The 13915-nt window shown below is 69.8% G+C and carries 13 protein-coding genes, 2 tRNA genes and 1 pseudogene; 7 read left to right on the top strand and 9 right to left on the bottom strand.

All coding sequences use genetic code 11. The features are described 5' to 3' along the window. Positions 1-61: 61 nt before the first annotated feature. Positions 62-1432: an isocitrate lyase gene (gene aceA, locus ACT3T9_RS09425; RefSeq protein ID WP_444606422.1), complete on the bottom strand. Its 1371-nt coding sequence runs from the start codon at positions 1430-1432 to the stop codon at positions 62-64. Positions 1433-1608: 176 nt separating this feature from the next. On the opposite strand from aceA, the gene ACT3T9_RS09420 reads away from it, so the two are divergent. After that, positions 1609-3126, top strand: a complete 1518-nt coding sequence (locus ACT3T9_RS09420) for a helix-turn-helix domain-containing protein (RefSeq protein WP_345075929.1) — start codon at positions 1609-1611, stop codon at positions 3124-3126. A gap of 12 nt (positions 3127-3138) precedes the next feature. Here ACT3T9_RS09420 and ACT3T9_RS09415 read toward each other — a convergent pair whose 3' ends face one another. Next, on the bottom strand, positions 3139-3528 hold the full coding sequence (locus ACT3T9_RS09415) for a barstar family protein (RefSeq protein ID WP_345075928.1): 390 nt from the start codon (positions 3526-3528) through the stop codon (positions 3139-3141). Positions 3529-3713: 185 nt separating this feature from the next. Beyond that, positions 3714-4325 carry a LysE family translocator gene (locus ACT3T9_RS09410; RefSeq protein ID WP_345075927.1) on the bottom strand — a complete coding sequence of 204 codons (612 nt, stop codon included), beginning with the start codon at positions 4323-4325 and terminating at the stop codon, positions 3714-3716. Between the two features lie 169 nt (positions 4326-4494). Here ACT3T9_RS09410 and ACT3T9_RS09405 point away from each other — a divergent pair, with 169 nt between their 5' ends. After that, entirely contained in the window at positions 4495-4923 is a 429-nt protein-coding gene (locus ACT3T9_RS09405) for an Lrp/AsnC family transcriptional regulator (RefSeq protein ID WP_441445960.1), read from the top strand. Here the strand turns inward: ACT3T9_RS09405 and ACT3T9_RS09400 are convergent, their stop codons facing one another. Genes ACT3T9_RS09400 through ACT3T9_RS09390 form a run of 3 tightly spaced genes read right to left on the bottom strand, consistent with a single transcriptional unit; the run spans position 4924 to position 7978 of the window. Continuing rightward, the gene (locus tag ACT3T9_RS09400) at positions 4924-6411 is read right to left on the bottom strand and encodes a PepSY-associated TM helix domain-containing protein (protein ID WP_444606421.1); all 1488 of its coding nucleotides are present in this window, start codon (positions 6409-6411) and stop codon (positions 4924-4926) included. A gap of 9 nt (positions 6412-6420) precedes the next feature. Next, positions 6421-7194, bottom strand: coding sequence for a class F sortase (locus ACT3T9_RS09395; RefSeq protein WP_444606420.1), 774 nt, complete (start codon positions 7192-7194; stop codon positions 6421-6423). A gap of 1 nt (position 7195) precedes the next feature. Further along, a complete protein-coding gene (locus ACT3T9_RS09390; RefSeq protein WP_444606419.1) occupies positions 7196-7978 on the bottom strand; it encodes a hypothetical protein in 783 nt (260 codons plus the stop codon). Positions 7979-8244: 266 nt separating this feature from the next. On the opposite strand from ACT3T9_RS09390, the pseudogene ACT3T9_RS09385 reads away from it, so the two are divergent. Then, positions 8245-8694 (top strand): annotated as a pseudogene (locus tag ACT3T9_RS09385) (flavodoxin family protein); the annotation flags it as partial. A gap of 591 nt (positions 8695-9285) precedes the next feature. Here ACT3T9_RS09385 and ACT3T9_RS09380 read toward each other — a convergent pair. The 3 genes from ACT3T9_RS09380 to ACT3T9_RS09370 form a co-directional block, all read right to left on the bottom strand. After that, positions 9286-9361 (bottom strand) — tRNA-Ala (locus ACT3T9_RS09380). Positions 9362-9410: 49 nt separating this feature from the next. Further along, positions 9411-9596, bottom strand: a complete 186-nt coding sequence (locus ACT3T9_RS09375) for a DLW-39 family protein (protein WP_441444919.1) — start codon at positions 9594-9596, stop codon at positions 9411-9413. 21 nt (positions 9597-9617) lie between these two features. Beyond that, positions 9618-9691 (bottom strand) — tRNA-Ile (locus tag ACT3T9_RS09370). A gap of 225 nt (positions 9692-9916) precedes the next feature. Here ACT3T9_RS09370 and ACT3T9_RS09365 point away from each other — a divergent pair. The 4 genes from ACT3T9_RS09365 (at position 9917) to ACT3T9_RS09350 (ending at position 13866) form a co-directional block, all read left to right on the top strand. Beyond that, positions 9917-10654, top strand: a complete 738-nt coding sequence (locus ACT3T9_RS09365; RefSeq protein ID WP_444601169.1) for a fasciclin domain-containing protein — start codon at positions 9917-9919, stop codon at positions 10652-10654. Between the two features lie 160 nt (positions 10655-10814). After that, positions 10815-11378, top strand: a complete 564-nt coding sequence (locus ACT3T9_RS09360; RefSeq protein WP_441444917.1) for a sigma-70 family RNA polymerase sigma factor — start codon at positions 10815-10817, stop codon at positions 11376-11378. Next, on the top strand, positions 11375-12304 hold the full coding sequence (locus tag ACT3T9_RS09355) for an anti-sigma factor (RefSeq protein ID WP_444606418.1): 930 nt from the start codon (positions 11375-11377) through the stop codon (positions 12302-12304). The genes ACT3T9_RS09360 and ACT3T9_RS09355 overlap by 4 nt, the downstream gene beginning before the upstream one ends. Beyond that, positions 12304-13866: a molybdopterin-dependent oxidoreductase gene (locus tag ACT3T9_RS09350; protein ID WP_444606417.1), complete on the top strand. Its 1563-nt coding sequence runs from the start codon at positions 12304-12306 to the stop codon at positions 13864-13866. Before ACT3T9_RS09355 ends, ACT3T9_RS09350 begins: the two co-directional genes overlap by 1 nt. Positions 13867-13915: the final 49 nt, after the last annotated feature.

Genomic DNA, 13915 nt, shown 5'->3' with positions numbered 1-13915 from the left:
GGGGCCGACGGCGGGGCGCGGGCGCGGGTGCAGCCCGGTACGTGGGGGTGGGGTGCGGCGATCAGAACTGCGCCGTCTCGGTGGAGCCGACGAGCGCGAGGGTGCTGGAGGACGGGTTCAGGGCGGTGGCGACCCGGTCGAAGTAGCCGGTGCCCACCTCGGCCTGGTGGCGGTGGGCGGTGTAGCCGCGGTCCGCTGCCGCGAACTCGGCCTCCTGCAGCTCGACGTAGGCGCTCATCTGGCGTTCCTGGTAGCCGGCGGCCAGCTCGAACATGCCGTGGTTCAGCGAGTGGAAGCCGGCCAGGGTGATGAACTGGAAGGCGTAGCCCATGGCGGAGAGCTCGCGCTGGAAGGTGGCGATCTGGGCGTCGTCCAGGTGGCGCTTCCAGTTGAAGCTGGGCGAGCAGTTGTAGGCGAGTTTCTGCTCGGGGAAGTCGCGGTGGATCCGCTCGGCGAAGGTGCGGGCCAGCTCCAGATCCGGCTCGGAGGACTCCACCCACAGCAGGTCCGCGTACTCCGCATAGGCCAGGCCCCGTGCGATCACCGGCTCGATCCCGGGGCGGACCGCGTAGAACCCCTCCGCGGTGCGCTCCCCGGTGAGGAAGGGCTGATCCCGTTCGTCGATGTCGCTGGTAAGCAGGTTCGCGGCGAGGGCATCGGTGCGGGCGATGATCACCGTCGGCGCGCCGGCGACGTCCGCGGCGAGGCGCGCGGCGCTGAGGGTGCGCACGTGCTGCGACGTGGGGACCAGGACCTTGCCACCCATGTGGCCGCACTTCTTCTCGCTGGCCAGCTGGTCCTCCCAGTGCACACCCGCGGCGCCGGCCTCGATCATCGAGAGCATCAGCTCGTAGGCGTTCAGCGGGCCGCCGAAGCCGGCCTCGGCGTCGGCGACGATCGGCGCCATCCACTCGCGGCTGGTCGTGCCGGTCTCCGCGTGCTCGATCTGAGCTGCGCGCTGCAGGGCGTTGTTGATGCGGCGCACCACGGCGGGCACCGAGTTGACGGGGTAGAGGGACTGGTCGGGGTAGGTCTTCCCGGAGAGGTTCGCATCGGCCGCGACCTGCCAGCCGGAGAGGTAGATGGCCTTCAGCCCGGCGCGGACCTGCTGGACGGCCTGGTTGCCGGTCAGAGCACCGAGGGCCCGCACCCATTGCTCCGGATCGGAGGTGTTCAGCTCGATGAGGTCCCACAGGGTCTCCGCGCCGCGGCGGGCGAGGGTGCGCTCCTCGCGGACGGGCCCGGCGAGCGCGATGACGTCCTCGGCGGTGTGGTCGCGGCGCACGTTCCGCCAGCGGGGGTCGATCTCCCAATCGCGGGCGAGCTCCTCGGCGGTCATGGTCTGGTCTCCGGCACGGGGGGTGCCGGGCGCGGTAGGAGGGAGAGAGGTTGCGGGAGGGATGGGGGTGGTGGGAGGGATGGGCGTGGTCATCGTCGGCTCCTCGGGATCGATCGGGGTGTGCGGGGCGGTGGGTCCACCGTCGCTCTCGACGAACTTCATCGAGTAGTCACACTCTGCAGCCCACGTAAGCCCCCTAGAACCCCCCGATTCGAAGAACTTTCTCGATATTTCTGTCGATCAGAACTTTTCTATGGCACCGTGTGCGCATGGTGCACGACGAGGTTGCTCCCGGCCCGGCGACGACCCCTGCGACAGATGTCGAGGATGACTCCTTCGACCCGCTGCTGATCGGTCAGCGCATCCGTGCGCGCCGGCTGGAGCGTGGTCTCTCCCTCGCCCAGCTGGCGCAGCGGGTCGAGCGCGCCCCTTCCCAGCTGTCCGTGATCGAGAACGGCAGGCGGGAGCTGAAACTCGGCGAGCTGCGAAGGATCGCCCGCGCGCTCGAAGTGGGCGTGGATGACCTGCTGGAGCCCGAGCCGCCGTCCCGTCGGGCGGCACTGGAGATCGCGCTGGAGAGAGCCCAGGCCGGCACCCTCTACCAGAGCCTCCCACTGCCCGAGCTGCCGGTGCGCAAGTCTCTCTCCGATGCGGCGATCGAGACGATCCTGGCCCTGCACGAGGAGCTGCGGCGCCTGCACGAAGAGCGGGCCGCGACCCCGGAGGAGGCGCGGCGGGTGAACGGACAGCTCCGCCAGGAGCAGTCCGAGGGCGGGAACTACTATCCCGAGCTCGAGGAGGCGGCCCGGGAGCTGCTGGAGCAGATCGGGCATCGAGGCGGGCCGCTGTCCCAGTCGAAGGTGTCACTGCTGGCCGCGAAGCTCGGCTTCTCCCTGCACTCGGTGCCCGACCTGCCGCATTCGACCAGGTCGATCACGGATTCGGAGCATATGCGGATCTACCTGCCGCTGGGCAGGGCAACCTCGGATCCTCGCACCACGGTGCTGCAGGCGATCGCCGCCCATGTGCTGCAGAAGGGCGAGCCCGCGGACTACGGGGACCTCCTGCGTCAGCGCGTGGAGACGAACTACCTGGCCTGCGCGCTGCTGCTGCCCGAGGCGGGGGCACTGGACTTCCTGCACCGGGCGAAGGCGGAACGGGAGCTGTCGGTCGAGGATCTGCGGGACGAGTTCGCTGTCAGCTACGAGATGGCTGCGCACCGCTTCACGAACCTGGCCACCCATCACCTGGGCATCCCCGTGCATTTCCTGAAAGTCCACTCCTCCGGCACGATCCTCAAGGCCTACCAGAACGACGAGGTCCGCTTCCCCACCGATGCGCTCGGCGCGGTGGAGGGGCAGCGGGTGTGCCGCTGGTGGAGCGCGCGGCGGGTGTTCCGCAGCGAGGACCGGATGGGGCAGTACTGCCAGTACACCGACAAGCCGGGTGGCACCTATTGGTGCACCTCGCACATCGAATCCGGTCCGGGTGGGGAGTTCTCGATCTCGGTGGGCACCGCCTACCAGCACACGAAGTGGTTCCGGGGCCGGGAGACGACGGTGCGCCACTCCTCCTCCTGTCCCGATCCGGTCTGCTGCCGAGAGCCGGATCCGACGCTCGTGGAGCGCTGGGAGGGGTCGGTGTGGCCGGTCGCGCGGCTGCACGCCTCGCTGCTGGCCGCGATGCCGACGGGCACCTTCACCGGGGTGGACCGGGTCTCGATGCTCGAGTTCCTCGAGCGGCACGCCCCGGTGGCCGACGGGAGCGCTCAGGGGCAGGAGGACTGAGCTGCACTCCGCTCAGGCCAGCACGAGCTCGATCCCCGGGTGAGACCCGAAGATCTCCAGCACCGTCTCGAAGTAGGTGGGGCCGCCCTCGGCGTCGAGCTGCTCGAGTCGGCGACGGAGGAGGTCCTGGTCATACCGCTGCGGGGTCGCGAGCTTCGTGAGCAGCTGCTCGCGGGTGGCGCGGAGACCGAGTGCGGCGGCGGACAGTTCGTGCTCCTCCCACACCACCCGGGCCGACTCGTGCCGGTGCAGGGCACCGTACCCGCCGTACAGCAGATCGTCGAGGGCATCGAGGCTCTCCCCCAGGCGCCAGTCCTCCCCCTGCATGAAGACGCGGTTCACCTCCTCGTAGAAGGAGGCGATGTCTTCGACCCGTCGGCCGTCGATGTGCAGAGTGATCATCGGGTCCCTCCTCGCAACTCGGTGCGGATCCGGGGCAGGGCGCCGGGATCTCCGGCGCATGACGCGCGGGCACCGGCATGCCCGTGCACCGGCATGCCTGGGCACCATCATGTCCGCGCACCATCATGACCGAGCCGGCCCGTGCGCCGACACCGCGAGCGATGCCGAGGGGCAGCATCTCGCCGCTACGAGCGGGCGACCCCCACGACCAGGAGGGTGGCGAGTGCGGCGTAGACCGTGCCGGCCGCGCCGTCGAGCGCCAGGCGCACCTTGCGGCGGCCCAGCACAGCATCCCGGAACAGTCCGGCCGCGCTGCCGATCGCGATGTCCGCGATGAGCCCCGTGGCCTGCAGCAGCAGGCCCAGCATGAGGATCTGGCCGAAGGGGTGCTCATCCGCCGAGCCGAGGAACTGGGGCAGGAAGGCCACGAAGAAGAGCGCGACCTTGGGGTTGGTGAGGTTCACCAGGAAGCCGCGACGGAACACGTGGGGGACCGTCTGCGCGTCTGCCATCGCCGCCCCCGCGTTCCGCCAGGTGGTGACGGCGAGGAAGAGGAGATAGCCCGCGCCGGCGATCCGGATCGCATCGAGGGCCGACGGCAGCTGCGTCAGCGCCACCCCCAGCCCCGTCGCCGCGACGAGCACCCAGATGGTCATCGCCGAGGTGACACCGAAAGCTCCGCGCACCGCCGCTCTGCGGCCCTGATTGATCCCGGTCGCGACCAGGAAGGCCATATCCGGTCCGGGGGTCACCAGGATCACGAGCACCGCCACCAGGAAGGCAGGGAGGACGGACACATCGAGCACTTCGCTACCTCGAACTCTCAGCGGGAGGAACTCCCGGAACCACGCCCTCACCTGGGCCAAGAGAGACGGTAGAGCTCGGCGATGTGGCGGCGCAATCGCCGACTTGCGGGCAGAATGCGCGATGTTTCCGCACTCTGTCGGGTGGCGTTACGCTGATTGCGTGCTCGACGACCTGGACTACCGCCTCATCGCCCTTCTGCGCTCCAACAGCCGCACCCCGGTGGCGGTCCTGGCGCGGGAGCTGGGGATCAATCGCTCGACCGTCACCTCGCGGATCGACCGGCTCGTGGACACCGGCGTGATCGAGGGATTCACGATCCGGGTCAGCAGCGATCTCGAGCAGGACTCGGTCCAGGGCGTCATGCTCGTGTCCACCGAGACCCGGCGCAACCACGACATCGTCCACGAGATCCGCGGCTACCCGGAGATCGAGCTGCTCCACTCGACCACCGGGACCTGGGACCTCGTGATCCAGCTCCGCTGCCGCAACCTCTCCGAGTTCGATCTGGCGCTCGAGCGGATCCGGGCCATCCCCGGGGTCAACTCCACACAGACAAGCCTGCTGTTCAGCTCGCTGCGGACCGCGTAGTCACGCGTCGGCACCGGAGGCCCCTCCCCGCTGCGACGACCTCCTCATCCTCCCCACGATCGAGTCGACCAGCACGAACGCAGCCAAGCTCAGTCCCAGCAGCGGGAGCATCAAACCAATGCCGAGCGCGACCAGCAGCACCAGGGCCAGGCCCCACCAGGGGGCGCGGCGCAATGCTCCGCGGTGTGGGGGCCTGCCCGGCCCGCGGCCCCCACGGGTCGGGCGCCGCTGCCACCACATCGCGTAGCCCCACAGGATCATCGCGACCAAGGTCGAGGCGATCAGGAAGAGCACGATCTGGTTGACGAGGCCGAACATCGTCCCCATGTGCAGGTCGATGCCCCAGCGCGTGAGCTTCGCGGCAAGATCCTGCTCGGCGAAGTCGGTCCGGTCGATGACCTCGAGAGTGGCGCCGTCGACAGCCACGGCGTCGACCTTCGTCGGGTAGCTGCGTTGGATCTCCTGCACCACCCAGGCCGAGTCGGCGTCGGCCGGGGGAAGGATCTCGACCAGGCCGGTGTCGACGTTGACGGCCTTGCCGGCAGCGAGAACGTCGTCGATCGCCGCCGGATCGGTGCGGTCGGTCGGCCCGGCCATCGAGGCCCAGTCCGGCGCTTCGCCCGATGCTCCATGCTCGGTGTGCTCCCCCTGCTCGCCACCGGCAGCGGCGCCGTGGCCGGCGTGCTCACCCTGTCCGTCGGCCGGCTCCGTCGGGTCGCCAGCGGCGGGCAACGCGGGGCTGACGGCCTGGGTCGTGAATCCGAATGCCGCGCGAATCGTGCCGATGTTCCCGCCGCCGTACTGCGACCAGGTGATCCCCGTGGCGGCGAGGAAGAGCGCGCCCAGCAGCACCCAGAAGCCGGCCGAGGAGTGCAGGGAGAGGGTGCGTCGGTAGCCGCGCGCCCGCAGATCCGGTCGCACCAGGTCGCGCCTTCGCCGGGAGCGCCGAGCCCGCCGGATCCACAGCCCCAGCCCGGCCAGGGCGATCACTCCGAGCCAGGAGGCGGAGAGCTCGCTGTAGAGCCGTCCCGCGTCCCCGAGGTGCAGGTTCCGGTGGAGCTGGTCGATCCAGCCGCGCAGCGGCAGGGCCCCGCTGGTGCCGTACACGGTGAGGTCACCGCGCACCTCGCCGGAGGCGGGATCGAGGAAGATCGCCCGGGACTCGCCCTCGGCGAGCGCTTCGTCGACGAACATCACCCGGGTGGTGTCCCCGGGCTGCGGTGCCGGTCTCACGGCGGCGAGCTGTGCGTCCGGCCCGATGTAGGCCTGCGCCGCCTCCACCTGGTCTGCGAGCGGAAGCGGGGCGGCGTCGGCCGGGGCGGTGAGCGCCTCGGCGTGGACGACCTTCTCGAGCTGGGGGCTCACCGCGTAGAGAGCCCCGCTGGCGGCGGAGATCAGCAGGAACGGGCCCACCAGGATCGCGGCGTAGAAGTGCAGGCGCAGCAGCAGCGGACCGAGCCAGCCCTGCGAAGTGCGGGAGGCGGCCATGGTCTGTCCTCAGCTCTCGATGAGTCGTGCGGAGATCACGGTGTTGTCCAGGTGGTGCCCGTCCACGTCGAGGTCACCGCTGCAGGTGATCAGGCGCAGCTCCGACCCGTCCGTCTTCCCGTAGACGGCCACCGTGGGGAACTCGTCCTTCGGGTACCGAGCCGCGTCGTACACCTCGAAGGTCGCGACGGTGCCGTCCTCCCGGTCCACCTCGATGCGGTCCCCCGGCTGCAGGCCCCCGAGCTCGAAGAAGACCGAGGGTTCACCGCCCCAGGTCACGTGACCCTCGATGACGGCGGGCCCGGACTCCCCCGGGGTGGGAGAGCCGTCGAACCAGGCCGCGAGATCCGCCTGCTCCCCACGGGGGGCCAGCAGCTTCCCGTCCTCGCCGAGACCGATCGGGAAGACCCGCTCGTCGACGCCGATCGAATCGATGCGCAGGCCAGTCGGCTCGGACGCCGGGAGCGCAGCCGCGGCGGCCTTCTCCGGCGCCGCGGTCGCCGGCTGCTGCGAAGGCTCGGCGGTCTCGGCGCGGTGAGCGGCCGACGACTCGTCACCTCCGGCGTCCGACGGCTCCGCGCCGCCGCCGTCCGAACCTGCGCCGTCCGAAACTGTGCCGTCCGCACTCGCACCGGTCGTGCGCAGCGCGGGCTCCGGCGGGGCGCCGACCTGACTGGTCAGCGCGAACACCAGGAGCGCCGCACCCAGCAGGGCGAGGGCCGCCAGAACGACGGCCGCCGTGCGACGGCCGCCGTTCTGTCGGGATTCTCCGTGAGAGGTCATCTCACTTCTGGGTCTGACGACGACGCAGTGCGAAGGCACCGGCGGCCGCTGCGGTCAGCAGCCCACCACCGGCGAGCATCGCACCGGACTGCTCGATCCCGGCAGTGGTGCCGTCACCGGTCTCGGCACCACCCTCGGGCCACTGCTCCATCTGGGCAACGTCGAGCGTTCCGCAGGCGGCCGGATCGGTGGCCTCGGAGGGCAGGTTCGGGTCGAGGTCGGAGACGACATCGCCGTCGTACGCCCCGCTGCCGTTGTGGTCGACGCCGTGGACGACGATCACGCCGTCGCCGGCGGCGATATCCGCGGCGACCTCGTCGCTGACCTCGATGGTCCGCTCATACGCATCTTCGCCCACCGGGAACCGGTCCACGGCCAGGCCGCTGTCCGGGCTGGTGTCGCCCTCGGTGGTCAGCGAGGTGACGATGTGTCCATAGTCGTCGTGGGCGTCGGAGACCTGGATGGCCCCGTTCTCGCCGCTTCCCTCCATGTTCGGATCGGGGCACTGGTTCTTGCCGCCGACGTGGATGTGCTGGGCATGCGGGGACCCGGCCAGCAGGCCCGTGTTCTCCAGGTTCACGGTGACTTCATTGCCCTCGACCGTGACCCAGGCGGTGCCGGAGGCCCCGGAGTCGTTCAGCTCGGTGAGGTGGGCCTCGAGGGTGGTGGATCCGTGTCCGCCGTCATGCCCCTCGGCCAGGGCGGCACCGGAGGCCCCGAACATGCCGAGCACGGCCGTGGCCGCGAACAGGGGGAGCAGTCGCTTCGTCGTCGTGCGCATCATGACTCCTTCGTCGGACGCCGGACGACCATGCAGCCGTCGTGGGCGGCGTTCCATCACGTGGTTCGGAACCCAGGGCGGATCGGATGGGAGGGAATTTCCCGGCGCGGCGGGGAGGGCTCGTGACCGGAGGCCCCGGGCGCAGAAGCCGCTGGTCACCGGCGCCGACCGCGTCGGCCCGACTGATCGGTCGAGAATCTCGACAGGCCCACCCGCGGAGGCCAGCATGGCAGGACCGGCAGTCCGCCCCTCGATGGAAGGAACCACCGATGACCGACCTCTCCGCCCTTGCCCTCACCTGCTCCCTCACGCCCTCCCCCGCGCCCTCGAGCAGCGATCGTCTCGCCCGACAGCTGCTGGACGAGCTCGAGCAGCACGGCGTGAGCACCTTCTCCGTGCGGGTCGTCGACCAAGACGTCAGGCCGGGCGTGGCGGTCGACATGGGCGCCGGAGACGCGTGGCCTGCCCTGTACGAGAAGGTGCTCGCGGCGGACATCCTGGTGCTGTCCAGCCCGATCTGGCTCGGGCACCCCAGCAGCATCGCCCAGCGCGTGCTGGAGCGACTGAACGGCGACTCGGAGACGGACGAGGGAGGTCGTCCCCGCGTCTTCGACAAGGTCGCTCTGATCGGCGTGGTCGGCAACGAGGACGGCGCGCACAAGGTGACCGCGGATCTCGGTCAGGGTCTGAACGACGTGGGCTTCACCCTGCCCGCGCAGCGCAGGTCCCGGCGGGAGCCCGGCTCGGAGCCGAGGAGATGGTCACGCTCGTGGGGGCCGACGGCACGGCGGCGGAAGCGGTCCCGCGGGAGTGACGCCGGTCGGCACCGCCCCGTCGCTCGCCCTGGAGCGGTCTCGGGAGGACGGGACTCAGACCAGCTCGATGCGGGTGTCCTTGTCGTTCATGACGATCACCGGCGTGACGACGGGATATCCGGCGGTCCGGATCGCCGAGAGGTCCGCGCACAGCAGCGGGTGCCCGCGCTGACCCGCTCCCCGGAGGCCACGAGCGTCGTGAAGCCCTCACCCTGCATCTTCACGGTGTCCAGGCCCCTCCCCCTCCGGAGCGTCACCAAGGCTGTTGGTCACCTGGTGCGTTCACGGGGCGTGCAGGCCGCACCTGATTCACCAGGCATGACGGCCACTTCCCGCTCTATCGCCACCACCGCTGAACGAGTGCGGACGGTCGTCGGCGTGAAGACGGTCGCCAGCGTGAACCCGCGACCGGCGATCTGTCGATCAGCTGCGAAAATGCACCTCATCACGAACGAGACCCCCTCCCGATCCGGGAAGGGGTCTCATCGTTCTCACTGGTGGAGACTAGGGGGGTCGAACCCCTGACCTGAAGCTTGCAAAGCTACCGCTCTACCAACTGAGCTAAGTCCCCATATTCGGTTGTCCCGATCCTACCGCCGCACGCAGCGGCAGGCCGTGGATCAGGCGCGAGCTGCGGGAGCCGGCTGAGCCTGCTTCGCAGCAGACGCGTCCTGCTCGGCGGAAACGCGCTCCGCCTCGCTCCACAGATCATTGCGGATGCGGTCAGATTCGACCTTCCGCCAGGTGAGGATCCCGGCGATCGACGTCCCGAGAAGGACGACGGCGGCGGTGATGAACTTCTTCATACGTTCCTCCGATCCTCGAAGTGGGCCTAACTGGACTTGAACCAGTGACCTCTGTCTTATCAGGACAGCGCTCTAACCGACTGAGCTATAGGCCCATGGGGGCTGATCTCCGAAGCGTACCGGTGTCAGCCACCGACGGACTACGTTACCGCGACGCAGGCCACCGCGTCCAACCCGTCCGACCGGGTGTTTCCGAGGTCACAGCGGACCCATCGCTGGACCGGTCCGGGCAACGACACCGCACGCCTCGGCGAAATACCTCCAATCCGGTCGCCGTCCGGCTCCGAACTTCCGGCATGACCCCCTTCCGAGGAGGTCCGGTGCTCGGGTCCTCCGAGCTCGACAGCAGGATCACCAAGGAGATCGCCATGAACACTCGCATGATCCTTCCCCGACTCGGGGCACTGGCGGCGACCGTCGCGCTGATGAGCGCATGCTCCGGCGGGATGACCGATGATCCGACCTCTGCCGACGGCGGAGAGCAGCCCGCGTCCACGCAGAGCGAGGACAGCGGGATGACGTCCGACGGCGGCGGAGACATGGACCCCGCGGCGAATCTCGTCGGCGCCGGCTGCGCGGACTATGCCGCGATGGTGCCGGACGGCGCCGGCTCCGTGGAGGGCATGTCCCAGGACCCGCTGAGCGTGGCGGCCTCGAACAACCCGATCCTCACCACCCTGACCTCAGCGGTCTCCGGCGAGCTGAACCCGGACGTGGACCTCGTCGATACCCTCGATGGAGACGAGTTCACCGTGTTCGCGCCGGTGGACGACGCCTTCGCGGCAGTCCCCGAGGCGGATCTGAACGCCCTGGCCGGTGACGCCGAGGGTCTCTCCTCCGTGCTCACCTACCACGTGGTCCCCGGGCAGCTCTCCCCCGACGAGATCGCCGGCACGCACACGACCGTGCAGGGCGAAGAGGTCGAGGTGACCGGCAGCGGCGACGATCTGATGGTCAATGGATCCACCGTGATCTGCGGCGGCGTGAAGACCCAGAACGCGACCGTCTACCTGGTCGATACCGTTCTGATGCCTCCGTCGATGGCGGACGCCAGCTGATATCAGCGCACACTGTGGAGACGCGGTGAGCGGGCGGGAGCATCGACCCGATGACCTCCGCCCGCTCGACCGGTCCTCGAAGGAGCTGTGAATGGTGCACGACCCTCCCGAGACATCAGCCGAGCGACGGCGACCGCCGGAGACCAATAGCGGAAGGTACGTGGCGGAAGCTCCCGCCGCGCCCACTCTCTCCGAGCTGTTGCCCCGCGTCGCTCGGGGTGACGAGGATGCCTTCTCCCGTCTCTACGACGACTCCTCGTCGCTGCTGTTCTCACTGATCAAGCGCGTGGTGAGGGATGTGTCGATCAGCGAAGAAGTGCTCCAGGAGGTATTCGTGGAGATCTGGAAGCAGGCCCCGCGGTTCGATGCTCGGCGCGGATCCGCCCACGGATGGATCTGCACCATCGCCCACCGCCGCGCGGTGGACACGGTCCGCTCCAGCGCCGCCGCTCGGCGCCGCGACTCCCAGGAGGGGCTGCGGATCATCCAGGACGAAGTCGTCGACGTGCAGGAGGAGGGCATCATGAGGGTCGAGGCACAGCGCGTGCAGGCAGCGATGGGCTCGCTGAGCGGGCTGCAGGCCGATGCGATCCGCCTCGCCTACTTCGGCGGCTACAGCCACACGGAGGTGGCGAAACTTCTGGACATCCCCGTCGGGACGGCCAAAACACGAATCCGGGACGGAATGATCGTCCTCCGCGACAGCCTGGGGGTGACCTCGTGAACGATCAGCAGCATGACATGACTGGTGCCTGGGCGTTGAACGCCCTGGATGCCGAGGAGCGCGCCCTGCTCGAGGAGTTCCTCGCGAAGGATCCCGAGGCCGCGGCCGAGGCACGCTCCTTCGAGGAGACCGCCGGCGAGCTGGCCGGGAGCCTCGAGCGCGAGGCTCCCCGACCCGAGCTCAAGCGCGCACTGATGGCGCAGATCTCCCAGACCCGCCAGCTCTCGCCGGAGCCGGCTGAGGACGTCTCCACAGGCGACAGAGGCACAGGCACAGGCACAGCCACGCACTCAGCCGTCGAGCCGGACACCCGCACGGAGAGCGCCTCCGCGGCCGAGCACGACGCTGCGGAGCACAACCCCACTGGGCGCGACGCCGCTGAGCACAACTCTGCCGGGCACGACGCTGCTGTGATCCCCCTGGACCGCTATCGCTCCCGCACTCGCTGGCTCGCCGTCGCGGCCGCGGCGCTGATGGTCACGACGATCGTCGGCTTCGGCCTGTGGGGCACCGAGCGGGGCGCACAGCAGGAGACCCTGGAGGCCCTCGCGGCGATGGAATCCGCACAGGCCGGTGCGGAGCAGGAGAGCCAGCTGGTCTCGACGATCATGGCCTCCTCCGACGCCGCCCACCTCACGGTCCCCTCCCAGCACGGCGGCAGCCTGAACCTCATGTACTCGAAGGACCAGCAGGCCATGATCATCCAGTCCGCCGGACTGCCCGCGCTGCCCGCGGATGAGGACTACCAGCTGTGGGTCATCGAGAGTCCCGAGAGCATCCACAGCGCGGGGACGATCGAGGACCCGGCGACGGCGGTGATGAGGACCGGCGAGATCAGCGAGGGCGCGAGCATCGGCCTGACCATCGAGCCGGCCGGGGGCTCCGACCAGCCGACGATGACCCCGATCGCGATGGGTGTGCTGTGATGTCCGCCGCCACACAGCCCGCCGCTCCTCGCCGGGCCCGACAGCCCCTGTGGTCGATGCTGGCCGGGACCATCTCCGGGGTGGTGCTGGTAGCCGTCGCGGAGCTGGTCTCCCTGGCCTTCAGCTCCTCCTCCGCGCCCTTCGTGGCCGTCGGAGGTGGCTTCGTCGACATCATCCCGCCTGCAGTGAAGGACCTGGTGGTGGGTCTGTTCGGCACCTGGGACAAGGTGGTGCTGTTCGCCTCGATGATCGCCGTGTACCTCGTGCTCACGGCATTGATCGGCCGTCTCGGGGATGCCCGGCCGCGCCTCGCCGCCGGCCTCCTCGCGGTTCTCGGGGTGTTCGCGATGATCATCGTGCTGACCCGCGCGCAGAACTCTGCGCTCGATGTCATCCCCACTCTGCTTGGCACCGTGATCGCCGCGCCCACTCTGCTGTTCCTGCTGCGCACCGTCCACGCCCCCGTCGAGGAGCGCGGCGACGGCTGGACGCGGCGCCGCTCACTGGTGGGCATCGGCGCCGTGGGCGTCCTGGCAGTGATCGCCGCCGCCACCGCCCGCGGGGTGAGCGCGAGCCGTGAGGTGGCTCAGCGTGCGGCGCAGTTCATGCTCCCCGCTCCGCGCACCCCCGCGGACCCGATCCCGGAGGGCGCCCAGGTGAACCTCGAGGGCATGCCGCCCTTCGTCACCCCGAACGGGGACTTCTATCGGATCGACACCGCTCTCGCGGTGCCTCGGGTGGACCCCACCACCTGGCAGCTGCGGATACATGGGCTCGTGGACCAGGAGCTGACGCTGAGCTTCGAGGAGCTGCTCGCGGAGCCCATGATCGACACGAATCTGACGCTGACCTGCGTCTCCAATGCGGTCGGCGGGGATCTCGTGGGCAACGCGATCTGGCTGGGGGTCCCCGTGCGCACATTGCTCGAGCGCGCAGGGGTCAAGGACGGGGCCGACATGGTCCTCTCTCGCTCGATCGACGGGTTCACCGCCTCCACCCCTCTCGAGGCGCTCACCGACTCCCGCGACTCGCTGATCGCGGTGGGCATGAACGGCGAGCCGCTGCCTGCGGAGCACGGCTATCCGGTGCGGATGGTGGTGCCGGGCCTGTACGGCTACGTCTCCGCGACCAAATGGCTCACCGAGCTCAAGGTCACCCGTTTCGCGGACGACGTCGCCTACTGGTCCACCCGTGGCTGGTCCGAGCGCGGGCCGATCAAGATCGCCTCCCGCGTGGACGTTCCCCGCTCCTTCGGGGATCTCCGCCCCGACGCCAGCGGTGCCGTGATGCTCGGCGGCACCGCCTGGGCTCAGCAGCGCGGCATCGCGGCGGTCGAGGTACGGATCGACGACGGCGACTGGCGCGCGGCCGAGCTCGGCGCGGAAGTCTCCGAGGACACCTGGGTCCAGTGGTCCCTGCGCTGGGAGGATGCGTCCCCCGGCGACCACAGCATCATGGTCCGCGCGACCGACGGCGAGGGCGAGGTGCAGACCGAGGAGCGGGCGAACCCCGCACCCGACGGGTCCAGCGGCTGGCACACGGTGCGCTGCACCGTGGTCTGAGCGCGGCACCGTGGCCTGAGCGGCTTCGTGGCCTGCGCGGCACCCACGG

Source organism: Brachybacterium sp. AOP29-B2-41, assembly GCF_052378395.1.
Taxonomy (GTDB): domain Bacteria; phylum Actinomycetota; class Actinomycetes; order Actinomycetales; family Dermabacteraceae; genus Brachybacterium.
Note: the sequence above shows the minus strand (reverse complement) of the source record. Positions and strands in the feature narration are given on the sequence as shown.